The sequence below is a fragment of the Nostoc sp. DedQUE05 genome, assembly GCF_034530955.1.
In the GTDB taxonomy this organism is placed as follows: domain Bacteria; phylum Cyanobacteriota; class Cyanobacteriia; order Cyanobacteriales; family Nostocaceae; genus Nostoc.
In genome coordinates this window covers 74,652-81,752 of sequence record NZ_JAVRCB010000041.1, presented here as the reverse complement: position 1 = coordinate 81,752, position 7,101 = coordinate 74,652, and the positions used below count along the sequence as shown (strand labels likewise).

At 39.8% G+C, this 7,101-nt stretch carries 7 protein-coding genes; 5 read left to right on the top strand and 2 right to left on the bottom strand.

The genetic code is table 11. From position 1 onward, the window contains the following. From RMZ42_RS26115 to RMZ42_RS26095, 5 genes are all read left to right on the top strand, one after another. A partial coding sequence (locus RMZ42_RS26115; RefSeq protein WP_322674148.1) for a putative Ig domain-containing protein occupies positions 1-3,266 on the top strand: 3,266 nt, incomplete at its 5' end. A gap of 293 nt (positions 3,267-3,559) precedes the next feature. Continuing rightward, positions 3,560-3,949, top strand: coding sequence for a DUF1499 domain-containing protein (locus RMZ42_RS26110; protein ID WP_322674147.1), 390 nt, complete (start codon positions 3,560-3,562; stop codon positions 3,947-3,949). A 269-nt stretch (positions 3,950-4,218) separates the two neighbouring features. Further along, a complete protein-coding gene (locus tag RMZ42_RS26105; protein WP_322674146.1) occupies positions 4,219-4,884 on the top strand; it encodes a DUF1345 domain-containing protein in 666 nt (221 codons plus the stop codon). Between the two features lie 115 nt (positions 4,885-4,999). Continuing rightward, positions 5,000-5,245 carry a ChaB family protein gene (locus RMZ42_RS26100; RefSeq protein WP_322674145.1) on the top strand — a complete coding sequence of 82 codons (246 nt, stop codon included), beginning with the start codon at positions 5,000-5,002 and terminating at the stop codon, positions 5,243-5,245. A 300-nt stretch (positions 5,246-5,545) separates the two neighbouring features. Beyond that, on the top strand, positions 5,546-6,112 hold the full coding sequence (locus RMZ42_RS26095; RefSeq protein ID WP_322674144.1) for a GNAT family N-acetyltransferase: 567 nt from the start codon (positions 5,546-5,548) through the stop codon (positions 6,110-6,112). 18 nt (positions 6,113-6,130) lie between these two features. Here the strand turns inward: RMZ42_RS26095 and RMZ42_RS26090 are convergent, their stop codons facing one another. Both RMZ42_RS26090 and RMZ42_RS26085 read right to left on the bottom strand, forming a co-directional pair. Continuing rightward, on the bottom strand, positions 6,131-6,613 hold the full coding sequence (locus RMZ42_RS26090) for a cupin domain-containing protein (RefSeq protein WP_322674143.1): 483 nt from the start codon (positions 6,611-6,613) through the stop codon (positions 6,131-6,133). A gap of 289 nt (positions 6,614-6,902) precedes the next feature. Then, a complete protein-coding gene (locus RMZ42_RS26085; protein ID WP_322674142.1) occupies positions 6,903-7,070 on the bottom strand; it encodes a hypothetical protein in 168 nt (55 codons plus the stop codon). Positions 7,071-7,101: the final 31 nt, after the last annotated feature.

Genomic DNA, 7,101 nt, shown 5'->3' with positions numbered 1-7,101 from the left:
ATGCTGCAACCAAAACCTTCAGTGGCACTCCCTTAAATGCAAACGTGGGTAGCTTGAACATTAAAGTTACTGCCACGGATTTAGCTCTTGCTCAAATCAGTGATGTGTTTACGCTCACTGTTAACAACGTCAACGATGCGCCAGAGGTGATGAACGAAATTGCAAACCAACAAGCAACAGAAGATACAGTTTTCACCTTCATTATCCCAGACAACACCTTTAAGGATGTTGATGCTGGCGACACTCTCACCTACACTGCCACTCTCGAAAACGGCGACTCTCTACCGAGTTGGTTAACCTTCAATGCTGCAACCAAAACCTTCAGTGGCACTCCCTTAAATGCAAACGTGGGTAGCCTCAACATTAAAGTTACTGCCACGGATTTAGCTCTTGCTCAAATCAGTGATGTGTTTACGCTCACTGTTAACAACGTCAACGATGCGCCAGAGGTGATGAACGAAATTGCAAACCAACAAGCAACAGAAGATACAGTTTTCACCTTCATTATCCCAGACAACACCTTTAAGGATGTTGATGCTGGCGACACTCTCACCTACACTGCCACTCTTGAAAATGGTGACTCTCTACCGAGTTGGTTGAGTTTTAATGCTGCAACCAAAACCTTCAGTGGCACTCCCTTAAATGCAAATGTCGGCAGCCTCAACATTAAAGTTACTGCTAAAGATACTGCTGGCGCCCAAGCGAATGATGTTTTTGTACTCACCGTTAACAACGTCAACGATGCGCCAGAGGTATTTCAGGCGATCGCTCCTCAACAAGCAACAGAAGATACAGTTTTCACCTTCATTATCCCAGACAACACCTTCATTGATGTCGATGCTGGCGACACTCTCACCTACACTGCCACTCTCGAAAACGGCGACTCTCTACCGAGTTGGTTAACCTTCAATGCTGCAACCAAAACCTTCAGTGGCACTCCCTTAAATGCAAACGTGGGTAGCCTCAACATTAAAGTTACTGCCACGGATCTAGCTCTTGCTCAAATCAGTGATGTGTTTACACTCACCGTTAATAACGTCAACGATCCGCCAGAGGTGATGAACGAAATTGCAAACCAAGAAGCAATAGAAGACACGGTTTTCAATTTCACTTTCTCAGAAGACAGCTTCATTGATGTCGATGCTGGCGATAGCCTCACTTACACCGCCACTCTCGAAAACGGTGATTTTTTACCTAATTGGTTAACCTTCAATGCTGCTACCAAAACCTTTAATGGCACTCCCTTAAATGCAAACGTGGGTAGCCTCAACATTAAAGTTATTGCTAGGGATATTTTTGGGGTTGAAGTCAGTGATGATTTTGCACTTACTGTTAAGAACGTTAACGATGCACCAGAGTTAGTTGAGGCGATCGCTAATCGAAAGGTACTCATAAATACGCAGTTCAATTTTACGATCCCAGAAAATACCTTCATTGATATTGATGCTGGCGATAGCCTCACCTACACTGCTACTCTCGAAAACGGCGATCCACTGCCCAGTTGGCTAACTTTTAATTCTGCTACCCGGAACTTTAGTGGTACTCCAACGATGGAGAATTTGGGTAATCAGAATATCAAAGTCACTGTCAAGGATATTTCTGGGGATGAAGTTAGTGATGTGTTTGTATTGACAGTTGCTAAGTTCAATAGTGCGCCAATTGTAGATCGGGCGATCGCTGACCAAAAGGCCACAGCAAAAACTACTTTCAACTTCACCATTCCTGAAAACACCTTTAGCGATGTAGATATTGAAGATACCCTAACCTACACTGCTACCTTAGACAATGGCGATCCACTACCTAGTTGGTTAAGCTTCAATGCTAACGAGCTTACCTTCAGCGGCACTCCTACGAATGATAATGTGGGTAGCTTGAACATTAAAGTCACCGCCACAGATCCAGCTCTTGCTGAAATTAGTGATGTATTTGCACTCACAATTGCTAAAGCTAACAATCCACCAATTGTAGAGCAGGCGATCGCTGACCAAAAAGTTACGGCAGAAACTACCTTTAACTTCACTATCTCTGAAAACACCTTTAGCGATGTAGATATTGAAGATACCCTAACCTACACTGCTACCTTAGACAATAGCGATCCACTACCTAGTTGGTTAAGCTTCAATCCTAACAAGCGTACTTTCAGCGGCACTCCTACGAATAATAATTTGGGTAGCTTGAACATCAAAGTTACTGCCAAAGATTTGGTTGGGGCTGAAGTCAGTGATGTATTTGCACTCACCATTGCTCAAGGGATTACTGCTGAGACTAAATCAATCAGCCTACTCACAAGAATTACAGGTGATATCTTTACGATCAAAAATCAAGTTAACGGTGAAAAAGCCAAACTCTCAGTCAAGATTAAAAGCAACACTTCTGAAGAAGTCAATGAACTGGGTGTATTTGTCGTTGACGATGCAGAAGGTAGGATTAATGGCGTAGCCCCTGGTGCTGCAAATTACACCGAACTAGCTCTCCAACGGGCAACAGTGCTTCTTTCATCTCTTGCCAAATTACCCAATGGTTTTAATCCCACTGACCTCAGCAGGCTACTGGAATTCAATTCTGAGAGCAACCTAAGATTTTATTTAATCCGTAGCAGCACTACTCAGGCGGTGCTATCTGGACAAACCCCGTTTTCTCAGGTGCTTTTTTCCTCAGATACGAATGTGGATGATACAGGGTTCTCTCTCAACTTCCAGAATTTGGTTGTCAAGATTGCAGCAACAGAGCAAGATCCACCTCTAGGTACTGGTCTTCAAGGAAAATATGAACCCGAACTAATTGATTTACGGGATGTGAAACAATTGGTGAAAGCCGAATTTGTAGTTCATAGAGAAGCAGCTTTTAACAACTTTGTCGGCTTTTATCAGATAACTGATGAGAATGGTGGCATCGATACCAATGGCGATGGTACAGCAGATGTGCTGGTTGGACAGGCGGGTTATACTCAGGCAGCTATTAGTCACCGTGTCGCTGGTATTGATTTGAGTGTAGCTAACGAAGGTACAGCAACTTTCACAGGTAATTTCCAACCTGGTGCTATTTTCGTCCCATTTATCATCGTTAATGCCGGGACTGATGCAATTCTTGATAGCAATACCAATAACGATCCGGCAGTTTACTTCTCCTTCTTGGGTGCTAACACTGACAAAGCAGATCATATTCGCCTATTAGGGAATAACGCTTTTGGCTTTGAGGATTTGGCTAATGGCGGCGATCGAGATTACAACGATTTGATTGTCCGAGTTAATTTGAGTATCGCCTAGTCTGAAGTAACTTGGTATAGGTGTAATATAGCCTGTAAGCTTTATTGAGCAAAGAATACAGGTTTTTTTTATGAAAAATTGTAGGTTGGGTAAAGCAAGGCGCAACCCAACAAAGTTATGAAAATGTTGGGTTTTTGGCGCTAACCCAAGCGTATTGAATCATAAAGAGCGATCGCATCACCGATGTTTTAGTGAATCTGTCATTTGCTAGAAGATGCGATTACGCCAAAATATTACAGTGATTCAAACAAATGTGTGAGAGTATATTTATTCACTCACCCGGAGACATAATTATGGTTTTTGCTGGCAAACGACCAAATAATTTAGGTATTAGCAACGGTAAATTAACACCCTGTCCTAATTCTCCCAATTGCGTTTCTAGTCAGAGTACAGATGCATCTCATCAAATTGCACCACTGACTTTTACATCTACTCCAGAACAAGCGATTACTAATCTTAAACAGATTATTGAGTCTTTACCAAGAACCAAAATCATTAGCGAAAGTAAAGATTATTTATATGCAGAATTTAAAAGTGCTTTACTGGGATTTGTCGATGATGTAGAATTCTATCTAGACCGGACTGCAAATCTTATCCATGTGCGTTCAGCTTCACGTTTAGGTCAAAGCGATTTGGGTGTTAATCGTAAACGCATAGAGACGATTAGAGCCAAGTTCCAATAATTTTTAATTGAACTAAGGGCTGGAGATTAAAGACTGGGAAGATAAAAAAGTAGTTGGACAAAATTAATTACACAATGTCATTGCAAGTGAGACATTTGCAGAGTATTAGGTGATTTACTGAGTTTGCAATGGTTGTAAATATTTTTGTCCATCTACTTATGTGGATTCAAACCCTAGTAAAATCTGGAATGACGATTGTGTAATGTGGTGTAGTGTTTCACCACAAGTTATGAATTACGAATTAGTTAAACTCTGCGATCGCAATATTTGTGAAATTTAATTTATTTAAAAACTTTGACTCTCGACCCCGATTAATTATTGCTGTCGGACTCGCTGTATTAGTTTCAGTAATCCTGCCGCATTCTCTGCACTTACCTACTCGCATTCTCTGTGCTTGGAACTCCGGTATTGACTTTTTCTTAGCGATAACGTGGTGGAAAATGATTAAGGCTAACCCAGAAAAAATTCGCCGTTATGCTGAGAGTGAATATGAAGGACATTTGGCTATATTTATGCTGGTAATCGCTGCGGCTTGTGCCAGTGTTTTAGCTATTGGGTTTTTACTTGATAAAAAAGGATTGTCAATAATTCAGCTTACCCTACACGTTGTACTTTCAATTATGACCATTGTCGGTTCCTGGTTATTAGTGCATACGATGTTTGCAGTGCAATATGCACACAGTTATTACAAATATATTAATCGTAATCATAGTGAAGAAATCACTAGAGGTTTAGATTTTCCTCATAACGACTATCCAGACTACTGGGAATTTTTATATTATTCATTTGTTGTTGGCATGACCAGTCAAGTTTCAGATGTGCAGACAACATCACCCGATATGAGACGCTTAACTCTGTTACATGGCATATTATCTTTCTTTTTCAATACCACCATTTTAGCTATGAGTATTAATATTATTGCGTCGCTGATTTAAAAATTATTTGACTCAGCCAAAAGTATGATTATTTGGTTCTCTACTTAGAGAAGGAGGAAATTAGATTACCAGTTCTTTAGCATAGACTCAAGTTAAGATAATTCGGAGTGAGTTCATGCCTTATAACAAAATAGATGAATTAGCGGAAGATATCAAAGGACAACTGCCTGAACACGCACAACAGATTTTTCTTGCAGCATTTAATGCTGCTGAAAGTAATGGTTCGAGTGAAGATGGTGCGCGTGATATTGCTTGGAATAGTGTAAAAAATGAATACGAACCAGGCAATGATGGTAAATGGCAGAGAAAGCCTGAAGACACTGCGATACATAATAAAGCTGTTGTATCTGGTGGGAACTAAATAAATCTCACCTGTGGATAACTATCTAATCTCAAGGGTCTTATAAGGGTTGAAGAGGAATTTTATTCTTAGAAAATAGAGATAAAATTCCTCTTTTTTTCACAAATTATGTCAAAATATAGACATTTTTAACAATTTATAGCACAAGCCTTGGTGGTTAGAACATCAACAGACGATAAAACTTAGACACAAAAAGGCTTTTCACCCAGTCCCCAGCGATGCACTGAGCTTGTCGAAGTGTCCCCAGTCCCTTGCTATATATTAATAGGTGCTATAAAAAATATTCTATTTATACAAGATATGCTGATTAGAAAAGACGAAATATCTATTCGTCTCATGCAAGATGAAATGTATGATTATGAGTTGATGGCAAGATGGTTAACTAATGCAAAAGTTTTAGAATTTTATGAAGGAAGAGATAATTTTTTTCCTTTAGAAAGAATTATAGAAACGTACAAACCGATGGTTAGGGGAGATGAGGCGGTTATTCCTTGCCTCCTCTACTATCAAAATATTCCCATTGGTTATTTGCAGTATTGTACACTCAATGACTTATCGGAAACTGATAGACAATTGTATCATCTCGACCAAACCGATCGTGTCTATGCGATTGACTTGTTCATCGGCGAAACCGACTATTGGAACAAGGGAATTGGTACAAAAATGCTATCAGTATTTATCAACTATCTTTTTGAACAGTATCAAGCTCAGAAAATTGTTATAGATCCGCACGTTGACAATTATCGTGCTATTCGCTGTTATGAAAAATGTGGTTTTGTGAAAGTAAAGCTATTGCCGGCACATGAACTGCATGAAGGAGAATACTCAGATTGTTGGCTCATGGCAATAGAGCCAAAGAAATCATGAGGAAATGCATTCTACCTGTTATGCCTTCTTACCTGCTACTGGTTCAGCTATATTTTCCATATCGACCAGATTCCACTTTAAACCTTTGCTCCGATATATACGCTTGTGCAAATTTGGATAATCACCGATATCATGCTCTAGCCTTTGACCAACTACTATACATTTGAATATAGAATTGCCCGTGTTTTTCAGGTTATGCGGCTTACCACCAGCACGATATCCAATAAAATCTCCTGCTTTAACTGGATAAACGCTTTCTCCAATTGTTGCTTCAGCTTCTCCCTCAAGAATGTATACGCACTCTTCTTCGTGATAGTGCATATGAAGTTCCGTTGATTCACGTCCAGGCTCTACTTCAATAATGTGGAAACCGATATTTTTTAAACCTGTCAAATCCCCTAAAGACTTATTTAGTCTGCGAGCATTGGAGTTGAGAAAATGTGTTTTTTCTAGTCCTTTATAAGACTCAATCTCTTCTTTGGTGACTAAATACTTTTCCATTTCTTGATACCAAGGTGCTAAGAAAATTCGATGGTGAATAAACAACTAGGGGCCTAAAGATGAATTAAGACGGAAGTTAAAACAGGTTCAAGGGTTCCATCTCAGCAAAAGCGATGCCCTTCGACAGGCTCAGGGTAAGACCTACGGTGGTAAACTACGCTTCTATTTGTGGATGGGATTATATCATCACCTCGTTATTAAGTGCAACTTCACAGAAAATTGGTATCATTTAATGTCTGACTGGATACCGAGAGTAGTACATGAATTTAGATCGTAAGTACTTACTAAATTAACTCGCGTGTTCCCAGTCACTAAGTAACTCATGTTGTTGGACTATTTTATAGGATTTACGAAATGGTACTTTGGGAGTACCAATACTCTTACCAGGAAAAGACTGTTTTTTCGTCTTGGTAGGTCTATTTTCTAGGGTTGTTGAACTGAACTGTTGGGTTTTCATTGGTAAATAAATCTCTGATTAAAACCTGAGC

Bases quoted from the DNA above. Each gene is read 5' to 3' on its own strand.
- RMZ42_RS26110 (WP_322674147.1), top strand. From the start codon at position 3,560: ATGGTTTTTGCTGGCAAACGACCAAATAATTTAGGTATTAGCAACGGT.
- RMZ42_RS26100 (WP_322674145.1), top strand. From the start codon at position 5,000: ATGCCTTATAACAAAATAGATGAATTAGCGGAAGATATCAAAGGACAA.
- RMZ42_RS26095 (WP_322674144.1), top strand. From the start codon at position 5,546: ATGCTGATTAGAAAAGACGAAATATCTATTCGTCTCATGCAAGATGAA.
- RMZ42_RS26090 (WP_322674143.1), bottom strand. From the start codon at position 6,613: ATGGAAAAGTATTTAGTCACCAAAGAAGAGATTGAGTCTTATAAAGGA.
- RMZ42_RS26085 (WP_322674142.1), bottom strand. From the start codon at position 7,070: ATGAAAACCCAACAGTTCAGTTCAACAACCCTAGAAAATAGACCTACC.